Here is a 17,999-nt window from a genome sequence, read left to right as displayed (position 1 = left end):
AGCAAGGCCGGGCTCTACAGGACGTCGCGCTCAGCGGCGGACGTAGTGCACGAAGCGGAAGGCGTAGGCATGGCGTTCGTCAGCGGGATGCGGCTCGCTGCTCACCTCCTGCCAGTCACCCGGGTCCAGCTCGGGGAAGTGGGTGTCGGCTGGTACTTCGGCATCCACCCAGGTCAGGTACAGATCGCTGGCCTGGTCCAGCAGCTGGCGGAAGATCTCGCCGCCACCAATGATGCACAGCTCGCTGGCGCCCTCGCCCTCTGCAATCGCTTTCGCCTCGTCCAGCGAGGCCACCGCGCGCATCCCTTCGAACGGCACCTGGCCGCTGCGGGTCAGCACCAGGTTGGTTCGGCCCGGCAGCACCCGGCCAATCGATTCGGCGGTCTTGCGCCCCATCAGGATCGGCTTGCCCAAGGTCAATGCCTTGAAGTGCTTGAAGTCGTCCGGCAGGTGCCAAGGCATGGCATTGCCCTGGCCGATGCCACGATTGCGATCCAGTGCAACGATCATCGAGAGTTTCATTTTTCCGGATACAACTCGTTGAAGATCTTCATTGCCGCGCTACGTCCACCAAGGACTGTTGCAACCGCCGAACAATAGAGCAGGAACAGAATTCCCGCAGTACTGGGCTTAAGGCCAGTAATCATTACCCAAAGGTCGACATCCTTTCCCGCAACCGCCGCATTGGCGACTGCAAGGAGAGGAGTAATCAACACGCCGACTGTCAATGCAACGGCCAAGGAGCCGGACATCGACATCAACCCCTCCGCCAGCTTTTCCCTTGCTTTCCGTGAATGTTTACTCATCGTTCTTCCGCTTCCTGAACCCGAGAAACAATCTGCACCACTCAAGTCTCACCTACTGATACGCATCCTGCCAACGCCAGCAGCGCCGCAACGCGCGGGCGCGCGCTCACACCGCCACCGGCGCCTTGATCGCCGGATGCGGATCGTAGCCATCAATGCGGATGTCATCGAACTGGAAGCCGAACAGATCGGTCACCTCCGGGTTCAACCACAGCGTCGGCAACGCGCGCGTCTCTCGCGACAGCTGCTCGCGGGCCTGTTCGAAGTGGTTCGAATACAGGTGCGCGTCGCCCAGCGTGTGCACGAAATCGCCGACGCCCAGGCCGGTGGCCTGCGCCACCATGTGGGTCAGCAATGCGTAGCTGGCGATGTTGAACGGTACACCGAGGAAGATGTCGCCACTGCGCTGGTACAGCTGGCAGCTGAGCTTGCCGTCCACCACGTAGAACTGGAACAGGTTGTGGCACGGCATCAACGCCATCTGCGAGAGCTCGCCCACGTTCCAGGCACTGACCACCAGCCGCCGCGAATCCGGATTACGCTTGATCTCGTCCACCAGCCACTGCATCTGGTCGATCTCGCCGCCGTCGGCCGTGGCCCAGCTGCGCCACTGCTTGCCGTACACCGGGCCGAGGTCACCGTTCTCGTCGGCCCATTCGTCCCAGATGCGTACCTGGTTGTCCTTCAGGTAACCAATGTTGGTATCGCCCTTCAGGAACCACAGCAGCTCGTGGATGATCGAGCGCAGGTGCAGCTTCTTGGTGGTGACCAGCGGGAAGCCGTCGTTGAGGTTGAAGCGCATCTGCCAGCCGAACACGCTGCGGGTGCCCGTACCGGTGCGGTCGCTCTTCTCCGCGCCGTGTTCGAGCACGTGCGAGAGCAGGTCCAGGTAGGCCTTCATGCCTTGCCCTCCGCCGTCACCAGCGGCTGCGGCTGCAGCACCGGCGCGCGGCGCGACATCACCAGCAGCACCAGGCCGAAGGCGATCAGCGGCACGCACAGGATCTGGCCCTTGGTCAGCCAGCCGAAGGCCACATAGACGCCGTTGTCGGGCATGCGCACGAACTCGACGGCGAAGCGGAAGATGCCGTACAGCAGCGCGAACAGGCCGCCGATGAGATAGCGATGGCGCGGCTTGGCCGACACTGTCCACAACACCACGAACATCACCAGCCCTTCCAGCAGCGCTTCATACAGCTGCGAGGGATGGCGGGCGAACTGGTTGAGCGCACCGCTGGCGAACTGCGACTGCAGGGTGGCGTGGTCGAGCTGGTTCAACGGTGCCGGCAGGCCGGACGGGAACACCACGCCCCAGCTGCCGTCGGTGTACTTGCCCCACAGCTCGGCGCCGATGAAGTTGCCGATGCGGCCAAAGCCCAGGCCCAGCGGCACCAGCGGCGCCATGAAATCCATGGTGTCGAAGAAGTGCAGCGCATGCTTGCGCGACCACCACCAGCAGGCCGCGATCACACCGAGCAGGCCGCCGTGGAAGCTCATGCCGCCATCCCACACCTTGAACAGCAGCAGCGGGTTGTGCAGGAAATCGCCCAGCGCGTAGAACAGCATGTAGCCGATGCGCCCGCCCAGCACCACGCCGAGCATGGCGTAGAACAGCAGGTCGGAGAAGCCGTTGGCGTCGACGCCCGGCAGGCGCCCGTCGGCGATCCGCTTGCGCCCCAGCAGCCAGGCGGCGGTGAAGCCGAGCAGGTACATGATGCCGTACCAGTGCACCTTGATCGGTCCCAACGAGAGGGCGATGGGGTCGATGTCGTGGAAATAGATCATGAAGGGCGCCTTGCAGGGATGCCGATATTCTAGCGCCGCCCGGGAGCGGCCTCGTCGTGGCCGCCGTCGCCCGATTGCCGGGCTTCAGCCCAGGATCTGCGGCGTGTCCGGCAGGCCGTCCTGATCGGACCGCGCCGAGGCAGGAAAGTGCCCTTCCACCAGGGAGGAAACCTCGTCGATGGCATCGCGCAGCGCCGCCACCGGCTGCGAGCCGCGCAGGCCTTCGCGCAGATGCGTGCAGACCCGCTGCCACTGCTCGGGCGCGACCCGCCCCTGCAGGCCACGGTCGGCGACGATCTCGATGGCGTGGTCGGCCAGCAGCAGGTAGATCAGCACGCCGTTGTTGTGCGCCGTATCCCAGGTGCGCAGGCGCGCGAAGGCATGCTCGGCCGCCTGCCGCGGGGTGACCTTGTGCCACAGCGCATGCAGTGGCAGATCGGCCTCCACGGCAAACATCACCTGGCCGCCATGGCGCTGCTCGCCCGCGGCGATCGCCTCGGTGATCGCCTGCAGCGTGGCCGGCGGGAACGCCCGCCGTACCGATGGCGAAAACAGATGCCTGCACAGACGTCGGATCATCACCAGCCTCCCGACGCGCCGCCGCCGCCGGAACGGCCGCCACCGCCGCCCCAGCCGCCGCCACCGCCAAACCCACCCCCGCCGCCGAAGCCGCCGCCACCCCAGCTACCGCCGCCCCAACCGCCACCGCCGGCGAAGCGGCCCGGATGGCCGGACAACATCGCCACCACCAGGCCAACCACGCCGGCCAGGCCACTGGCCAGCAAGGTGGAAGTGAACAGGAAGGCGGCTACCGCCGCTCCAGCACCACCCAGCAGGCCGCGCAGCGGACGCGGTACCCGCGAGAACACGCCCCGCAGGATGCTGCCGGCGAACACGCCGATGAACAATGCCAGGATCCAGGTATCACCGCCCCCGTCCGGGGCGCGTCCCTGCTGGCTGCTGACCGGCGCCGGCAGGGCTTCGCCGTCGATGATCCTCACCAGCACCGCCGTGGCCTCGGTGATGCCGCCGGCATAGTCATTGGCGCGGAAGCGTGGCACCAGGTATTCCTGGATCACCCGGTTGGCGATCGCGTCGGGAATCGCGCCTTCCAGGCCATAGCCCGGTTCGATGCGCACCCGCCGATCGTCCTTGGCCACCACCAGCAGCACGCCGTCATCCACCCCCTTGCGACCGATCTGCCACTGGTCGAACACCCGGGTGGTGTACTGGGCGATGTCTTCCGGCTGCGTGGTCGGCACCACCAGCACCTGCATCTGGCTGCCCTTGCGCTGCTGCAGGTCCAGCGCCTGCTGCACCAGCGCCTGCTTCTGCGCGGCATCCAGGGTGCCGGTGGTGTCGACCACCGGCGAATCCAGCGCCGGAATCGGCGCCAGCGTCTGCGCCTGCACGGCCAACGGCAGCCACAGCAGCAGGGCCAGCAGTGTGGCGGCCAAGCGCATCGGTCAGTGGCCCGGAGCCGGGGCCGGCTGCTGCTGCGGCGCGTTGCCGAAATCAACCGCCGGCGCGTTGGAGATCTGCGCTTCGTTTTCCACGGTGAAGTTCGGCTTGGGCTGGTAGCCGAAGATCTTGGCGGTGATCAGCTGCGGGAACGAGCGGATGTAGGTGTTGTAGTCCTGCACCTGCTGGATGTAACGGCCACGGGCGACGGTGATGCGGTTCTCGGTGCCTTCCAGCTGCGCCTGCAGGTCGCGGAAGTTCTGGTCGGACTTCAGCACCGGGTAGTTCTCGGTAACCACCAGCAGGCGCGACAACGCGCTGCCGAGCTCACCCTGGGCCTGCTGGAACTGCTTGAGCGAGGCCTCATCGTCGGCATTGACGTTGATCTGGCCAACGCGCGAGCGGGCGTTGGTGACTTCGGTCAGCACGCGTTCTTCCTGGCTGGCGAAACCCTTCACGGTCTGCACCAGGTTGGGCACCAGGTCGGCGCGACGCTTGTACTGGTTGAGCACTTCGGACCAGCTGGCCTTGACCGCTTCGTCCTTCTGCTGGATGGCGTTGTAGCCGCAGCCGGACAGCAGGGAGGCCAGCAGCAGCAAGGGAATGAGGCGGGTCAACAGGCGCATGGCCAAGGCTCCGGGTGGACTGAGCGCCGAGCATGCCATGGTCGGTGTTAACGGACGTGTGGAGAGTGCCGGCCATCGGGCGCCGCCCCCTCCGCGGTGTGGTCCAGCCAGCTCGGGTGGGCCGGGAGGGTGGGTTGGCTGGGGGACGCTGCAAGTACGTCCATGTAAGCTCGGTCGCCGCATCCATGCGGCTCACGCCCCCAGCCAACCCACCCTCCCGGCCACGGACGGTTTACTGCGCACCGCGGGAAGATCAAAAGAAAAAGAAAAATCAAAAGCGAAAACCGATTCTTCAGACATTCCTGATGCCTGCCATCCACGCATGGCGTGGATCTGTCGACCAAGGTCGACACCTACCAACAGCAGCACAGAATGCCGTCCCGACAGGTCGCGGGAGACTGTCGAAGGCGGGGTGGGTCCGGTGGCAGGGGCGTGAGCGCCATGGATGGCGCGACCGAGGCTACAGGGACGTACTTGCGCCGTCCCCTGCCACCGGACCCACCCCGCCATCCCACGGAATGCCCGCCGTTGCTGTTGAGGTTGCCGGCCAGCGGCCGGCACTACCGCCTCTGCGGGTGCAGGGCGCAGCCCTGCCGGAACACATCTCTCAGCAAGCCTCAGCCACCGGCGCGCGTGCCCGCCCCAGCCACGCCAGCAGCAGCGCCGACGCTGCCAGCAGCCCACCGGCCACCGGAATCGCCGCGTACCCAAGCCCCAGGCTGATCACCGCACCACCCAGCGCCGCGCCCAGTGCATTGCCGAGGTTGAACGCACCGACGTTGATCGACGACGCCAGGCCTGGCGCCTCGCTGGCCGCCTGCATCACCCGGATCTGCAACGGCGGCACGATCGCGAAGGTCGCCGCACCGAACAGCAGTACACCCAGCGCCGCAGTCGCGTGGCTCATGAAAGCCAGCGGCAGCACGAACATCAGCACCGCAAGTACCGCCAGCAGGATCCGGGTGGCGCCGTCCAGCGACCAGTCGGCCATGCGGCCGCCAATACCGTTACCGAAGGTAAAGCCGATGCCGATCAATGCCAGCGACAACGCGATGAAGGCATTCGACGCACCGGTCAGTTCAGTCAGCACCGGCGCCACGTAGGTGTAGAGGGTGAACATCGCACCTGCACCCAGCACCGTGGTGGCCATCGCCAGCAGTACCTGCGGCTGCATGATCGATTTCAGTTCACGCCGGACATCCGGGCGCGCGCCCGCGGCCGACGGCGGCAGTGCCATGGCCAACGCGGTGATCGCAACCACACCGAGTACGGCGGTGCCGGCAAAGGCCAGGCGCCACCCCAGCTGCTGGCCGACCCAGGTCGCCAGCGGCACGCCACCGATGTTGGCGATGGTCAGGCCCATGAACATCGTCGCCACCGCCGCGGCCTGCTTCTCCTTCGGCACCAGGCTGGCGGCGACCACCGCGCCGATGCCGAAGAACGCACCGTGATTGAGGCTGGTCACCAGCCGTGACAGCAGCAGCAGGCCGTAGTTCGGGGCCAGCGCCGACAGCAGGTTGCCGATGACGAAGATCGACATCAGCAACATCAGCGCGGTGCGCTTGCCGAAGCGTCCCATCAGCAGGGTCATCACCGGTGCGCCCAGCATCACGCCCACCGCATAGGCGGTGATCAGCATGCCGGCGGTGGGGATGCTGACCTCCACTCCGTTGGCGATGACCGGCAGCAGGCCCATCGGCGTGAACTCGGTGGTGCCAATGGCGAAGGCGCCGACGGCGAGGGCCAGCAATGCGGCTCTGGAATTCATGGGGATTGCCTGCGTGGGGGCAGGCCCTGTGGAAAATGAGCGCGTAGCCTGCGCGCTTTGCCGGCCGGGAGTAAGCCACTACGCGGGAAAACAGTGTTGATCCCGATTCACAAGTGGAGGGTGCAAGCCGGCATTGCGGGAAGAAGCCACGCCGGGCATCGCCCGGCGCTACCGGGACGGTCCCACGCTTGGGTAGCGCCGGGCCATGCCCGGCGAGCGCGGCGGCGCCTGGAAAGCAGAACCCCCGGCGCTGGCCGGGGGTTCTGTCTCGCTTGCTTACCAGTCGCCGGCGCCCGGCACGTGGTGTTCGCGTGCGCGGCGGCGCATCAGCAGGTTCAGCCACTCCACGAGCACCGAGAAGCCCATCGCGGCGTAGATGTAGGGCTTGGGAACGTGCACGTCCAGGCCGTCCAGGATCAACACCGCGCCGATCAGCAGGATGAAGGCCAGGGCCAGCATCTTCACGGTCGGGTTGGCATCGATGAAGCGGCCCAGCGGGTTGGCCGCCAGCAGCATCACCGCCACCGACAACAGGATCGCAGCCACCATCACCGGCACGTGGTCGGCGATGCCGACAGCGGTGATCACCGAGTCCAGCGAGAACACGATGTCGATGATCGCGATCTGCGCGATCACGTAGCCGAACACGGCCGAGGTCTTGGTGGTGGTCGGGTCTTCGTCCTCACCGCCGGTGATCATCTCCTTGATCTCCATCCAGCCCTTGATGATCAGGAACAGGCCACCGACGATCAGCACCAGGTCGCGGATGGAGATGCCCATGCCGGCCACGGTGAACAGGTTCGCCTGCATGTGCGCCAGGTACGCCAGCGACACCAGCAGGCCGATACGGGTGATGCACGCCACGGCGATGCCGAGGCGGCGCGCGAACGGGCGGCGCTCTTCGGGCAGCTTGCTGACGGCGATGGAGATGAACACCAGGTTGTCGATGCCGAGCACGATTTCCAGCGCGCTCAAGGTGAACAGGGTCAACCAGACATTCGGATCGGCGAGAAGCTCAAGGGACATGGGAAGTCTTCAACAAGGGGGGAGGAAGAAGGATCAGCCGACGCTGGCCGGGAACAACCGCGGCACCAGCACCAGGGCCCAGCACAGCAGCACGTTCATCATCAGCACGAACACCGCCGCCGAGCCCATGTCCTTGGCGCGGCCGGCCAGTTCATGGATTTCCGCGCCATAGCGTTCGATCACCGCCTCGATGGCCGAGTTGGCCAGCTCCATCGCCAGCACCAGCAGCATCGAGCCGATCATCAGCGCGCGCTCCACCGGTGTCTGGCCCAGCCAGATCGCCAGCGGCGTCAGCAGCACCAGCAGGTAGACCTCCAGCCGGAACGAGGACTCGTGCAGCCAGGCAGCACGCAGGCCCTGCCAGGACCAGCGGGCGGCCTGGAAGATGCGGCGCGGGCCGCGGGGCATGTGGCCGAACTGATCAGCCACGGGTGAAGCATCCAGCAACAGGGGCGCGGCGCAGCGACCGCTCAGACGCACGGCAGGAAATCATGGGGGCACAGGGATAGGCAGACAGCCCCCATTTTGCCACAAGGGCGGCAGCGGCACCCCGCACGCCCTACCGCGTGGCCGCGCGAACGGCCCAGCACGGCCAAGCGCGGGGCCAGGCCAGCTTCTATGATGGATACCCCTGCCCTGCCGGAGTGCCTGATGACCCGTCCCCGCACCTGCCTGATCCTGCTCGGCCTGCTGGCCGCGCCGCTGGCCCAGGCCCTGAGCCCGCCGGCGCCGCCGCAGATCCCTGCGCAGGTCTCCAACGTGGCCTGGGAGGCCGACATCGCTGCCTTCGTCAGCGCCGACCGGACCACTCCGCCGCCGCGCGGTGGCATCGAGTTCATCGGCAGCTCGTCCTTCCGCATGTGGGACAGCCTGGCCCGGGATTTCCCGGGGCAACCGGTGTTCAACCGTGGCTTCGGGGGTTCGGAAGTACGCGACAGCACCTGGTACGCCGGCCAGGCCATCGTGCCGTACGCGCCGTGCAAGGTGTTCTTCTACGCCGGCGACAACGACCTCAACAGCGGCCGCAGCGCGACCCAGGTACGCGATGACGTGGTGGCCTTCGTGCAGCGCGTGCATCGCGACCTGCCGAAGACGAAGGTGGAATACGTCTCGATCAAGCCCAGCCCATCGCGGGCGCACCTGCTGCCGGCGATCAACGACGCCAACGCGAAGATCAAGGCCGCGTTGGCGAAGCTGCCCAACACCGGCTACACCGACATCTACACCCCGATGCTCGGGGCCGACGGCCAGCCCGATGCGTCGTTGTTCCGCGAGGACATGCTGCACATGACCCCGGCCGGCTATGCGATCTGGACCAAGGCGCTGGCGCCGAAGGTGAAGTGCGATTGAGTCAGCGCACCTGCTGCGGTAGGTGCCAACCTTGGTTGGCATCCGCGCGCCCGCGCGTGACCCGCTGAAAGCGCCGACCAAGGTCGGCATCTACCAAGCGCGTGCCACCACCGGCTGCGCGTTACCGGAAAATCACCGTCGCCTCGGTGCCCTTGCCCAGCTCGCTGGCCAGGCTGACCTTCCAGCCGAAGCGGTCACACAGGCGACGCACGATCGACAGCCCCAGGCCAGTACCCTGCGGTCGGCTGGGATCGGCACGATAGAACGGCTCGAACGCACGCGACAGCGCATCGGCGGACATGCCGATGCCGGTATCGCTCACCACCACCCGGTCGTTGTGCACGTGCACGTCGATGCGGCCTTCATCGGTGTAGCTGCAGGCGTTGCGCACCAGGTTGCTGACCACCACCTGCAGCACCCGCGGCGGTGCGTGCAGCTGCACGGCCGCGTCGCTGTGCAGGTGCACCGCCAGCGGCCGTCCCACCAGCAGCTCGTTGGCGTTGTCCACTTCGTAACGAACGATGTCGTTGACGTCGAACAGCTCCACCTGCGGCTCGACGTCGGCCTCACGAGCCAGGATCAGGAAGGCATCGATCACCGCTTCCATGTCCCGTCCGGCACGCTGGATGCGCTGCAGGCTGCGGCGCAGGCGCGGCTCCAGGCTTTCATCGCCCAGCGCCATGTCGCTGGCCACGCGGATCACCGTCAGCGGCGTGCGCAGTTCATGGCTGGCATCACGGGTGAAGTTGCGCTCGCGCGCCACGTGCGCGGTGACCCGGTTGGCCAGCGAATGCAGCGCCGCCGCCAGTTGCCGGGTCTCGCCCTGCATGTCCGCCGGCAGCTTGTTCGGCTCCAGATCGGCCGCTTCCGGATGGCCTGGATCCCAGCGCGAGACACGGCGCGCCAGCCAGTTCACCGGCGATACCAGGCGTTTGGAGGCGCGGTAGGTGATCCAGGAGGCGCCATATACCGCCAGCAGGGTCAGCAGCACCGGCACGATGCCGAACCAGAACGCCAGCATCTCCGCGCGCGAGCGCAGGAACACCAGGTACAGGCGCCCCTCTTCGCGGGCGTCGACCAGCACCAGCTGATCGTCGTCGGGCAGTTCGTGGAAACCCGGTTCCAACGTGCGCAGGTTGGCGGGTAGTGACAGGCTGGACTGCCCACGTTCCAGCAGGTAGCCACGGATGTTCTGGGTATTGGGCGGCGGCTGCACGGGCGAGGCCTCGTGCAGTGTCCAGTAGTACGCCGCTTCTTCGCGCAGGGCAGCGCCCACCAGGCTGTGCTTGATCACCAGCGAAACCAGCCAGGCACCCAGCAGGATACCCAGGCTGGCCAGCACGGCTTGCAGGATGAAAGCGATACGGATCTTGCGCGGCAGGCCGTGCGGCATTGCGGTGTCCCGGTCAGAGCGCTGCGATTATAGGCAGCGCGCTGTGCCGTGATCGTGCATGGACGATGACGACCCGGTATCCGGAACGTTCACCCCTTCCCTGCCGACCACGGCCGTGCCGGTTCTGCTGCAACACCGGCACGACGTCGATCAGGCCATCGGCTGGGCGATATCGGCGATGCGATAGCCCGCGCTCTGCACGGTGTGCAGCAGCGGCCGATCGAACGGCTTGTCGATGATCTTGCGCAGGTTGTACAGATGGCTGCGCAACGTGTCCGAATCAGGCAGGCCGTTGCCCCAGATCTCGCGCTCGATTTCCTGGCGGGTGACCACACGCGGCGATTCACGCATCAGGATGGTCAGCAGGCGCAGGCCGATCGGCGACAGCTGCAGCTCGGTGCCGGCACGGGTGGCACGCATGCTGACCGGATCGAGCACCAGGTCGGCGACCTTGAGCACTTCCGAACCCACCTGGCGACGTTCGCGGCGGATCAGCGCGCGCAGGCGGGCTTCCAGTTCCTGGATCGCGAACGGCTTGGTCAGGTAATCGTCGGCACCAAAGCCAAGGCCGGTGAGCTTGTCATCCAGCGTGTCGCGCGCGGTCAGCATCAGCACCGGGGTCGACTTGCGCGCATCGTTGCGCAGCCGGCGGCACACTTCGATGCCATCCAGCCGCGGCAGCATGAGGTCCAGCACGACGACGTCGTAGCTGTTCTCGGCAGCCAGACGGTAGCCGTCCAGGCCATCCTGCGCATAGTCGACCTCGAAGCCACGGCCTTCCAGGTATTCACCGATCATCTCGGAGATATTGCGGTTGTCTTCGACCACCAGCACCAAGCCGGAAGTCTCCTTCGTCTGACGCATGAGAATCCCTCTTTCTTCAGCTTTGTGAAACATGCCCGATCGACGGTGCACGCGATGTGAAGTTGCGTCAATGAAAAGAAGATGGCGTGCTCACAGCAGCGGTTTCAGCAGCGGCCAGACGTTGTCCAGCACCTTCGGCTGCGCCTGCGCGGTGGGATGCAGGCCGTCGGCCTGCATCAAACCGGGCTGCAGAGCCACGCCCTCCAGCAGGAACGGCAGCAACGGCACCTTGTACTGCGTGGCCAGTGCCCGGTACGCCGCAGCCAGGCGCTGGCGGTAGCCCGGTCCATAGTTGGGCGGCACGTCTATGCCCAGCAGCAGCACCTTGGCACCGGCCTTCTGGCTGGCCTGCACCATCTTTTCCAGGTTGCCCTGCACCTGTGCCGGGGTCAACCCGCGCAGCGCATCGTTGCCACCGAGGGCGATCACCACCACCGTGGGCTTCTCGCGGCCAAGCAGGCCCGGCAGGCGGGTCAGCGCGCCAGCGGTGGTTTCCCCGCTCATGCTGGCATTGACGATGCGGGGCGGGGTTTTCGACTGCTGCCTGACCCGCTGCTGCAGCAGGCTGACCCAGCCGGCATCGGCCGGGATATTGTGGGCGGCACTGAGGCTGTCACCGAGCACCAGCACGGTACCGCCGCCCGGACCTTTGGCACACGCCAGTGCCGGCAACAGCAGCAACCCTAGCAACAGCATCATCATTGCGCCGGCTTGCCGGCTCCATTCCGTCTTGTGCATTGGAGTCTCCTCATCGACAGCCTGTCCCCCCGCAGCGCGCCCGTCGCCATCGCCGTCGACCAGGTCGGCAAATCCGTGCATGGCCCGGAGGGTGAAGTCCACATACTGGACAACATCACCCTGACCGTCCATGAAGGCACCAGCGTGGCCATCGTCGGCGCCTCCGGTTCCGGCAAGACCACCCTGCTCGGCCTGCTGGCCGGGCTGGACCTGCCCAGCCGTGGCCGCATCGCGCTGGCGGGCCAGGATCTGACGGCACTGGACGAAGAAGCGCGTGCACAGCTGCGCGCGCGCGACGTCGGCTTCGTCTTCCAGAGCTTCCATCTGCTGCCGGCGCTGACGGCGGCCGAGAACATCGCGCTGCCGCTGGAACTGGCCGGGCGCGAGGACCGCACGCGGGTGGACGAGGTGCTGGCGGCGGTCGGGCTCTCGCATCGGGCCCGCCACTATCCGCGGCAGTTGTCCGGCGGCGAGCAGCAGCGTGTCGCCCTTGCCCGCGCCTTTGTCAGCCGCCCGCGCATCCTGTTCGCCGACGAACCCACCGGTTCACTGGACCAGGCCACCGGCCAGCACATCAGCGACCTGCTGTTCGAACTCAATGCCGGCAGCGGTACCACGCTGGTGCTGGTCACCCACGACCTGCGCTTGGCGCAGCGCTGCCAGTACATCCATCGCATCGACAACGGCCGCCTGCAGCCGGTGGAACATGGAGTGGACGCATGAACCTGCTGCGGCATGCGTGGCGCGCGCTGCGCCGCGAGGCCCTGGCAGGTGACCTGCTGACCGTGTTCGCCGCCCTGGTACTGGGCGTGGCGGTGATGACGGCGGTGGGCACGCTGGTGAACCGGGTCAACCTGGCATTGACCGGCAGCGCGGCGGAAATGCTCGGCGGCGACCTCGGTGTTGCCGGCCGCGATGACCCGCCCGCCGCGTTCGCTGAGGAGGCGCAGCGACGCGGCCTGGCGCATACGCGGCTGGCCAGCTTCGGCAGCGTGCTGTTCCAGGGCGATGCCAGCCAGATGGCCAGCATCAAGGCCGTGGAAGCGGGCTACCCCCTGCGCGGCGCGCTGCGCGTGCGTGCCACGCCCGGCGGCGCGCTGATCGCCGATGCCGGAATGCCGGCCAAGGGCCAGGCCTATGCCGACCCACGCCTGCTGCAGGCACTGGGCCTGAAGGCCGGCGACGATCTGGAATTCGGTGCGGGCACGCTGCGCATCGCCGGCATCATCGAATCGGAACCGGATGCCGGTGGCGACCTCCTGACGCTGTCGCCGACCCTGCTGGTCAACCGCGCCGACGTGGAAGGCACCGGCCTGCTCGGCCCCGGCAGCCGCATCAATTACCGGGTGATGTTCGCCGGCCCTGCCGCCAACATCGCATCATTCCGGCAATGGCTGCTGCCGCAGGTAAAAGGCATGCGCCTGCTCAGCGTGAACGATACCCAGCGCGGGGTGCGCCAGGCCTTCGACCTGGCCGGTCGTTTCCTCGGCCTGAGCGCGCTGCTGGCGGTGCTGTTGGCCGGTGTTGCGACCGCACTGGCGGCCAACCGGTTCGCGCTGCGTCGCATCGACCAGGTGGCGATCCTGCGCTGCCTGGGCGCACGCCAGCGCGACATCCTGGCCGGTCTGGCGCTGCAGTTGCTGATGCTGGCGGTGCCGGCGTGTGCGATCGGCATCGGCCTGGGCATGGCGGCACAGGAAGGACTGGTGCAGGTACTGGGCAGCCTGGTGCCGCAACGCCTGCCGCTGCCCGAAGCCATGCCCGCGCTGACCGGCGCGGGGATCGGCCTGTTGCTGCTGTTCGGCTTCGGACTGCCGCCGCTGCTGCGCCTGCGTGGCGTGCCGCCGATGCGCGTGCTCAACCGTTCGTTCGCTGCCTTGCCGCCGGCCTCGCTGCTGGCCTATGTGGCTGCGCTGGCGGCCAGCCTGGTACTGGCGGTGCAGGTCACCGGCGATCTGAAACTGGCACTGTGGGTGCTCGGTGGCCTGGCCGGGCTGGCGGTGGCCGCCGGCGTGGTCGGGTTCCTGCTGCTGCAGCTGCTGCGCGGCCTGCAGCACCGCCTGCACGGCAACTGGCGGTTGGGCCTGGCGGCGCTGACGCGGCGGCGGATGCTGGCGGTGATGCAGCTGGTGGGGCTGTCACTGTCGCTGTGCGCCCTGCTGTTGCTGGCGGTGATCGGCCCCGGCCTGCTGCAGCAGTGGCGCGAGCGCCTGCCTGCGGACACGCCCAATTATTTCCTGATCAACATCCAGCCCGAGCAGCGCGACAGCGTGCTGGCCACCCTGCAGGGCCTGGGTGCGGATGATGCCAGCATCGAACCGATGGCCACCGGCCGCCTGATTGCAATCAACGGCAAACCGCCGCTGCGGGTCGACCGCACGCCGGCCGACGACAATCAGCCGCAGGGTGAAGGACAGCGCGACGACGATGACGAGAACCGGCCGCTGAACTTCAGTTGGCGCAGCACGTTCCCGCCGGCAAATACGCTGGTCAACGGCACGTTCTGGAAGCCGGACAGCACCGCTGCCGAGGCATCCGTGGAGATCGGCTGGGCCAAGCGCTACGGCGTGTACCCCGGTGACCGCATCACCATTGCGGTGGGCGAGCAGCAGCGCGAGTTCAGCGTCACCAGCGTGCGCAAGGCGGACTGGAACACCTTCCGGCCGAACTTCTTCGTGCTGCTGAACCCGAACGCGGTGGGCGATACGCCGCACAACCTGCTGTCGGCGTTCCACCTGCCGGCGGGACAGGCAGCGGGTCTCGGGGCCCTGGTGCGCGCGCAGCCGAACCTGTCGCTGCTGGACGTGGATGCAGTGATCTCGCAGGTGCGCGATGTGATGGAACGGGTGGCGCAGGCGGTGCAGCTGGTGATGGTGTTCAGCCTGCTGGCCGGCGTGCTGGTGCTGCTGGCGGCACTGCAGGCGACGGCTGGCGAGCGGCGCTATGACAGCGCGGTGCTGCGCACGCTGGGTGCAACGCGGCGCCAGCTGCGTGGCGCGGTACTGGTCGAGTTCGGTGCGCTGGGCGCGTTGGCTGCGCTGCTGGCGGTTGGTGCGGCAGCAGTGATCGGCGTGGCGGTGTCGCAGAAGGTGTTCGAACTGCCACTGCTGCCGCCGTGGCCGGGCCTGCTGCTGGGTGGCCTGCTCGGCATCGCGCTGAGCCTGCTGGCCGGCTGGTTGGGCACCCGGCGGATCCTGCACACGCCACCGGCATTGGCGCTGCGCGAGGCCTGACGCCGTTGTGAAAGCAAAGGCATCCACGCATGGCGTGGATCTACTAACGAGCCCCAGTAGATCCACGCCATGCGTGGATGCAGCGCCGATAGTCCCAGTAGATCCACGCCATGCGTGGATGCAGCGCCGATGGTCCCGGTAGATCCACGCCATGCGTGGATACAGTTCACGACGCCTGCTGCTTCGCCCAGGCCACGGTCATGTCCATCGCGCGCTGCATGTCCGGAAGCGCCATGAACAGGCAGAGCTCGTCCTTGTCGTCGTTATCTCCTACCCGATTGTGAACTTCGGTGTATTCCGGGTGGCTTTCGAAAATGACGATACGGACGATGTTGCCGCTGGGCAGGTGCTTAGCGGAAAAAACAGGATTGGCTTCACGGTCTTTCGTACCATCGACGAAGAACACGTTGTAGTGCGGGCTCCGGAAGTCCTCGGGGCGCAGCCGAGCGGCGGAGATGCCGGCGTCGAAGTGGTCTAGGAAACGCTGTTCGAGACGGTCGTAGGTTATCGGGTTGGTCAGGTAGTCATCGAACATCGGGGGATCTGGCGCGCTCACCCTCGGCACTCTCTGCCTTCGGGCACTGGAATCGCAAAGACACGGACGATGTCGTGGCCCGGGGGACCATCAGTGCGGCTTTCGCAGAAGCGAAAGCCCGCGAGCATGCCTGCATCTTCGAACACGGAGCGCACCAGCGCGATTTCCGCCGAGATGATCGTGCCGCAATCGCGCAGAAGGCGATCCCCCAAGGCAACGCCTTCGGGGCCTGGGTAGTAGAAGACGCTGGGAAGCAAAGCGCCCTCCTCCGCATGCAGCTCGAAGTCGGTAAAGCTCAATGCCAGAAACATCTCCGGGACCGTCCCACCGCGCACCTTGCCAGCAATGCGGACGGTTGAAAGCAAGTGGTTGCAGAGACTCAGCAGATAGGCCGATGTCCATCGAGGCCCCAGGCGCGTTAGCAATTCGTCGATCCGTCGCAAACGCGAAACAATCGGCACCTCTTCGAAGTCATCGATTTCGAGAAAGAAGCCGTCGATGTCATCGCAGGCTTCGCCGGGCAGCACCTGGCTGCAGAGAGTGGAGAGTTTCATCGACGGGGAAGATCGTGGACAGCACGGGCTGCCCATCCTATCGCGTGCCCGGCTCTCGCAAAAATACGCGGAAAATCGCAGTGAAATGCGTCATAGCCAGACGTATCCGGCGCCAAACAACGCGGCACGATGCATGGATGCCACATGCGGTCACCGCCGGAGAGCGTGCCGAGCAAGCTCGGCGCCCACCAGAGCAGTGCAAAGCGCGGATACGGTGCCGGGCAAGGCCGGCACCGCAGCGCGCCGATCAACCTTCCTTCGGCGCCTTTTCCACGTACTTGGCGAAGACTTCGTCGATCTGCTTGTCCTTCACCTTCTTGCCGGCCTGCACGTCCTCGGCCTGGGTGAACAACGGGATGATCATCGCCATGCCGTCGAGCTTGGTCTTCAGGTGCACGCCCGGGGCCTGGGTCAGGAAACCGTCCCAGCGCTGGCGCACCTTGCTCCAGTAACCGGCGGTGGCCTTCCAGTAATCGCGCGCCGGGGTGAAGTCGACCTCGGTGGTCCTGATGTAGTCGTTGAAGCCGAATTCGCGGGCGATTTCCACCTGGCTGCCATCCGCGTTGCGCTGCACCTTGGTGTTGAACTGCTCGTGGGTCCAGCCGTTCGGGGTCAGCGTGTGGCGGTTGACCACGGCCAGCGCGTTGTAATCGCTGCGCTTGGTGTACTCGCGGCGTGGCAGCGGCCGCCAGCTGATGTCGCTGGTCCAGGTCGGTACGTTGTTGAGGTAGGTCCACGTGCCAGTGCCGCAGTAGCGCGGTGCATCGCTGACTTCGTACACGCACTGGGTCCAGGCGCCCTGGTTGGTTGCGGCCGCGATCGTGCGCACCTGCCAGGTCTGGTCGGCGCTGAACTCGAAGCGGTTCGGCGCTTCATACACCCAGTCCTGCCGCCAGTGCTTGGTCACGTGGCCGCTCTTCTCGTCCAGCAGCAGGTGCTGCAGCACGATGCGCTTCGGCGTGTCCTCGACCACGATCACCACTTCGTTGCCACCGCTGCGCATGGCCGGCGCGCGCTCGTAGCCCGGCTTCAGCAGCACGGTCTCATCGAAGGCGAAATCCACCGTGTACTCACCCTGCATGGCGAGGATGCTGTCATGGTCGCGGGCGATGTCGGAGGGCTGCGCGCTGGCGGCGCCACTAGCGGCGAGCAGCACCATCACGCTGGCTGTCTGGAACTTCATCGGGTTTTCCTTCGGGGTTGCAGGTTTCGTGGAAAGGCCATCCTGGCCGACAAGCAATCCATCGCAATCAGGTCACAGGCGGACCAGCGGCAGGTCGCCGGGAGCGCGCGCGGCAGGGCGGCGTGCGGCGTCGGCGCAGCAGCAGTCGTCGATCGCCAGTTCGCCTTCGGCGCCTTCCATGCGTGCGATGCGGCGCGCGGTGGCGGCACCGAGCGAAGACAGCGTGGACAGGCTGGCGGCCAGGGTCCGGCCCTCGTCGGCGGCGTGCAGGCGCAGCGTGCACAGACGCCAGCGTTGTCCGCCCAGGTGCCCGGCCAAGCGCCGCCACAGGCGTTCACCGACGCTGCCATCGCTATCGTGCGAAGGGCCCGGCGGCAGCGTCGCCACCAGCCGGTCCCAGGCCAGGAAATCGCTGTCCGGCAACAGGTACAGGCGCCACACGCAACGGCCACGTGCATCGAGGAAGCACAGGCTTTCGCGCAGGCCCTCGCTGTCCACGCCCTGGCAGGCATGCACCGATACCGCCTGACGCCAACCGCCCAGCTCGCTGCCATCGGCGTGATACAGGCACAACACGGTGCCGAGCGCTGCCAGCTGTGCCGGCGCAGGCCAGGCCCGCAGCGACGAACGCGACAGGGAGGACGGCAGGCGACGCGCGGACAGGGCTCGGCTCATGG

20 protein-coding genes are annotated in these 17,999 nt (G+C 66.7%); 3 read left to right on the top strand and 17 right to left on the bottom strand.

The features are described 5' to 3' along the window. Positions 1-30: 30 nt before the first annotated feature. The 10 genes from AC07UW_RS00615 to AC07UW_RS00570 all read right to left on the bottom strand — a co-directional run bounded on the left by AC07UW_RS00615 (position 31) and on the right by AC07UW_RS00570 (position 7,901). Complete coding sequence (locus AC07UW_RS00615; protein WP_230113099.1) at positions 31-522, bottom strand: dihydrofolate reductase; 492 nt, start codon at positions 520-522, stop codon at positions 31-33. Further along, positions 519-806 carry a hypothetical protein gene (locus AC07UW_RS00610; RefSeq protein ID WP_132825915.1) on the bottom strand — a complete coding sequence of 96 codons (288 nt, stop codon included), beginning with the start codon at positions 804-806 and terminating at the stop codon, positions 519-521. Before AC07UW_RS00610 ends, AC07UW_RS00615 begins: the two co-directional genes overlap by 4 nt. A gap of 106 nt (positions 807-912) precedes the next feature. Next, positions 913-1,707 (bottom strand): thymidylate synthase, encoded by a 795-nt coding sequence (locus AC07UW_RS00605; RefSeq protein ID WP_363729904.1) that lies wholly within the window; start codon positions 1,705-1,707, stop codon positions 913-915. Then, positions 1,704-2,591: a prolipoprotein diacylglyceryl transferase gene (lgt, locus tag AC07UW_RS00600; RefSeq protein ID WP_336024861.1), complete on the bottom strand. Its 888-nt coding sequence runs from the start codon at positions 2,589-2,591 to the stop codon at positions 1,704-1,706. Before lgt ends, AC07UW_RS00605 begins: the two co-directional genes overlap by 4 nt. Positions 2,592-2,675: 84 nt before the next feature. Beyond that, entirely contained in the window at positions 2,676-3,170 is a 495-nt protein-coding gene (locus AC07UW_RS00595; RefSeq protein WP_336024859.1) for a TPM domain-containing protein, read from the bottom strand. Then, positions 3,170-4,054, bottom strand: a complete 885-nt coding sequence (locus AC07UW_RS00590; protein WP_099841933.1) for a TPM domain-containing protein — start codon at positions 4,052-4,054, stop codon at positions 3,170-3,172. Before AC07UW_RS00590 ends, AC07UW_RS00595 begins: the two co-directional genes overlap by 1 nt. 3 nt (positions 4,055-4,057) lie before the next feature. Further along, the gene (locus AC07UW_RS00585; RefSeq protein ID WP_025877902.1) at positions 4,058-4,678 is read right to left on the bottom strand and encodes a LemA family protein; all 621 of its coding nucleotides are present in this window, start codon (positions 4,676-4,678) and stop codon (positions 4,058-4,060) included. Between the two features lie 607 nt (positions 4,679-5,285). Next, entirely contained in the window at positions 5,286-6,446 is a 1,161-nt protein-coding gene (locus tag AC07UW_RS00580) for an MFS transporter (protein ID WP_495211223.1), read from the bottom strand. Positions 6,447-6,722: 276 nt separating this feature from the next. Beyond that, the gene (locus AC07UW_RS00575) at positions 6,723-7,472 is read right to left on the bottom strand and encodes a TerC family protein (RefSeq protein ID WP_223494262.1); all 750 of its coding nucleotides are present in this window, start codon (positions 7,470-7,472) and stop codon (positions 6,723-6,725) included. Positions 7,473-7,505: 33 nt separating this feature from the next. After that, complete coding sequence (locus AC07UW_RS00570; protein ID WP_025877898.1) at positions 7,506-7,901, bottom strand: diacylglycerol kinase; 396 nt, start codon at positions 7,899-7,901, stop codon at positions 7,506-7,508. A gap of 222 nt (positions 7,902-8,123) precedes the next feature. On the opposite strand from AC07UW_RS00570, the gene AC07UW_RS00565 reads away from it, so the two are divergent. After that, positions 8,124-8,822: an SGNH/GDSL hydrolase family protein gene (locus AC07UW_RS00565; RefSeq protein WP_313251999.1), complete on the top strand. Its 699-nt coding sequence runs from the start codon at positions 8,124-8,126 to the stop codon at positions 8,820-8,822. 121 nt (positions 8,823-8,943) lie between these two features. Here the strand turns inward: AC07UW_RS00565 and AC07UW_RS00560 are convergent, their stop codons facing one another. From AC07UW_RS00560 to AC07UW_RS00550, 3 genes are all read right to left on the bottom strand, one after another. Next, positions 8,944-10,215, bottom strand: coding sequence for a sensor histidine kinase (locus AC07UW_RS00560; RefSeq protein ID WP_032974932.1), 1,272 nt, complete (start codon positions 10,213-10,215; stop codon positions 8,944-8,946). Positions 10,216-10,365: 150 nt separating this feature from the next. Continuing rightward, entirely contained in the window at positions 10,366-11,079 is a 714-nt protein-coding gene (locus AC07UW_RS00555; protein ID WP_002811889.1) for a response regulator transcription factor, read from the bottom strand. Between the two features lie 90 nt (positions 11,080-11,169). After that, entirely contained in the window at positions 11,170-11,817 is a 648-nt protein-coding gene (locus AC07UW_RS00550; protein ID WP_059066041.1) for an arylesterase, read from the bottom strand. A gap of 75 nt (positions 11,818-11,892) precedes the next feature. On the opposite strand from AC07UW_RS00550, the gene AC07UW_RS00545 reads away from it, so the two are divergent. After that, entirely contained in the window at positions 11,893-12,540 is a 648-nt protein-coding gene (locus AC07UW_RS00545) for an ABC transporter ATP-binding protein (RefSeq protein ID WP_059066070.1), read from the top strand. Continuing rightward, complete coding sequence (locus tag AC07UW_RS00540; RefSeq protein ID WP_495211222.1) at positions 12,537-15,050, top strand: ABC transporter permease; 2,514 nt, start codon at positions 12,537-12,539, stop codon at positions 15,048-15,050. The genes AC07UW_RS00545 and AC07UW_RS00540 overlap by 4 nt, the downstream gene beginning before the upstream one ends. A gap of 166 nt (positions 15,051-15,216) precedes the next feature. On the opposite strand, the gene AC07UW_RS00535 is transcribed toward AC07UW_RS00540, so the two are convergent. From AC07UW_RS00535 to AC07UW_RS00520, 4 genes are all read right to left on the bottom strand, one after another. Further along, positions 15,217-15,585: a hypothetical protein gene (locus AC07UW_RS00535; protein ID WP_495211221.1), complete on the bottom strand. Its 369-nt coding sequence runs from the start codon at positions 15,583-15,585 to the stop codon at positions 15,217-15,219. Between the two features lie 17 nt (positions 15,586-15,602). Beyond that, positions 15,603-16,139, bottom strand: coding sequence for a hypothetical protein (locus tag AC07UW_RS00530; protein ID WP_223494258.1), 537 nt, complete (start codon positions 16,137-16,139; stop codon positions 15,603-15,605). Between the two features lie 247 nt (positions 16,140-16,386). Beyond that, positions 16,387-17,322 carry a DUF6607 family protein gene (locus AC07UW_RS00525; RefSeq protein ID WP_223494257.1) on the bottom strand — a complete coding sequence of 312 codons (936 nt, stop codon included), beginning with the start codon at positions 17,320-17,322 and terminating at the stop codon, positions 16,387-16,389. Positions 17,323-17,394: 72 nt separating this feature from the next. Continuing rightward, positions 17,395-17,997: a Hemin transport protein gene (locus tag AC07UW_RS00520; RefSeq protein ID WP_312108311.1), complete on the bottom strand. Its 603-nt coding sequence runs from the start codon at positions 17,995-17,997 to the stop codon at positions 17,395-17,397. Positions 17,998-17,999: the final 2 nt, after the last annotated feature.

This window comes from Stenotrophomonas sp. GW821-FHT02D01 (assembly GCF_059421765.1).
This window is presented reverse-complemented; position numbering and strand designations above follow the sequence as displayed.

What these genes read in the sequence shown, in the direction of transcription:
- lgt (WP_336024861.1), bottom strand. Translation starts at nt 2,591, where the DNA reads ATGATCTATTTCCACGACATCGACCCCATCGCCCTCTCGTTGGGACCG.
- AC07UW_RS00520 (WP_312108311.1), bottom strand. Translation starts at nt 17,997, where the DNA reads ATGAGCCGAGCCCTGTCCGCGCGTCGCCTGCCGTCCTCCCTGTCGCGT.
- AC07UW_RS00540 (WP_495211222.1), top strand. Translation starts at nt 12,537, where the DNA reads ATGAACCTGCTGCGGCATGCGTGGCGCGCGCTGCGCCGCGAGGCCCTG.
- AC07UW_RS00550 (WP_059066041.1), bottom strand. Translation starts at nt 11,817, where the DNA reads ATGCACAAGACGGAATGGAGCCGGCAAGCCGGCGCAATGATGATGCTG.
- AC07UW_RS00560 (WP_032974932.1), bottom strand. Translation starts at nt 10,215, where the DNA reads ATGCCGCACGGCCTGCCGCGCAAGATCCGTATCGCTTTCATCCTGCAA.
- AC07UW_RS00530 (WP_223494258.1), bottom strand. Translation starts at nt 16,139, where the DNA reads ATGAAACTCTCCACTCTCTGCAGCCAGGTGCTGCCCGGCGAAGCCTGC.
- AC07UW_RS00535 (WP_495211221.1), bottom strand. Translation starts at nt 15,585, where the DNA reads ATGTTCGATGACTACCTGACCAACCCGATAACCTACGACCGTCTCGAA.
- AC07UW_RS00580 (WP_495211223.1), bottom strand. Translation starts at nt 6,446, where the DNA reads ATGAATTCCAGAGCCGCATTGCTGGCCCTCGCCGTCGGCGCCTTCGCC.
- AC07UW_RS00585 (WP_025877902.1), bottom strand. Translation starts at nt 4,678, where the DNA reads ATGCGCCTGTTGACCCGCCTCATTCCCTTGCTGCTGCTGGCCTCCCTG.
- AC07UW_RS00525 (WP_223494257.1), bottom strand. Translation starts at nt 17,322, where the DNA reads ATGAAGTTCCAGACAGCCAGCGTGATGGTGCTGCTCGCCGCTAGTGGC.
- AC07UW_RS00590 (WP_099841933.1), bottom strand. Translation starts at nt 4,054, where the DNA reads ATGCGCTTGGCCGCCACACTGCTGGCCCTGCTGCTGTGGCTGCCGTTG.
- AC07UW_RS00575 (WP_223494262.1), bottom strand. Translation starts at nt 7,472, where the DNA reads ATGTCCCTTGAGCTTCTCGCCGATCCGAATGTCTGGTTGACCCTGTTC.
- AC07UW_RS00605 (WP_363729904.1), bottom strand. Translation starts at nt 1,707, where the DNA reads ATGAAGGCCTACCTGGACCTGCTCTCGCACGTGCTCGAACACGGCGCG.
- AC07UW_RS00610 (WP_132825915.1), bottom strand. Translation starts at nt 806, where the DNA reads ATGAGTAAACATTCACGGAAAGCAAGGGAAAAGCTGGCGGAGGGGTTG.
- AC07UW_RS00615 (WP_230113099.1), bottom strand. Translation starts at nt 522, where the DNA reads ATGAAACTCTCGATGATCGTTGCACTGGATCGCAATCGTGGCATCGGC.
- AC07UW_RS00595 (WP_336024859.1), bottom strand. Translation starts at nt 3,170, where the DNA reads ATGATCCGACGTCTGTGCAGGCATCTGTTTTCGCCATCGGTACGGCGG.
- AC07UW_RS00565 (WP_313251999.1), top strand. Translation starts at nt 8,124, where the DNA reads ATGACCCGTCCCCGCACCTGCCTGATCCTGCTCGGCCTGCTGGCCGCG.
- AC07UW_RS00555 (WP_002811889.1), bottom strand. Translation starts at nt 11,079, where the DNA reads ATGCGTCAGACGAAGGAGACTTCCGGCTTGGTGCTGGTGGTCGAAGAC.